2 protein-coding genes are annotated in these 591 nt (G+C 64.8%); both read left to right on the forward strand.

The annotated features are described in order from the left end of the window. The coding region (locus H065_RS26710) for an amino acid ABC transporter permease (protein WP_036630819.1) at positions 1–272 on the forward strand (272 nt) is incomplete at its 5' end. Continuing rightward, positions 269–591: ATP-binding cassette domain-containing protein (locus H065_RS0124735; protein ID WP_017815786.1), on the forward strand; the 323-nt coding region annotated here is incomplete at its 3' end. The genes H065_RS26710 and H065_RS0124735, both read left to right, overlap by 4 nt.

Below are 591 nucleotides of genomic sequence, written 5' to 3' on the forward strand. Positions count from 1 at the left end.
GGCTGGTGGTGCTGCCGCAGGCCCTGCGCAAGGTGATCGCGCCGCTCACCAATACCGCCATCGTGATGATCAAGAACACCAGCCTGGTGCTGATCGTGGGCCTGTTCGACCTGCTCAGCTCCGGGCGCGCGGCGCTGACCGACCCGGCCTGGCCCACGCCCTACGTCGAGACCTATCTCTTCATCGCATCGATCTATTTCTGCATCTGCTTCGGCCTGTCGCGCTATTCGATGTGGCTGGAGCACCGCTACAAAAAAGGGGAACTCCGATGACCACGCCTTCCGCCGCCACGCCGCCCGCCATCGCCATCGCCGGCATGCACAAGTGGTATGGCGACTTCCATGTTTTGCAGGACATCAACCTGCAGGTCCGGGCGGGCGAGCGCCTGGTGATCTGCGGGCCGTCCGGCTCGGGCAAGTCCACCATGATCCGCTGCATCAACCGGCTCGAACGCCACCAGCAGGGCTCCATCGTGGTCAACGGCGTCGAGTTGAGCGACGACCTGCGCGCCGTGGACGGCGTGCGCACCGACGCCGGCATGGTGTTCCAGCACTTCAACCTGTTCCCGCACCTGACGGTGCTGGAGAACTG

Source organism: Paenibacillus shenyangensis (genome assembly GCF_000346635.1).
Taxonomy (GTDB): domain Bacteria; phylum Bacillota; class Bacilli; order Paenibacillales; family Paenibacillaceae; genus Saccharibacillus; species Saccharibacillus dauci.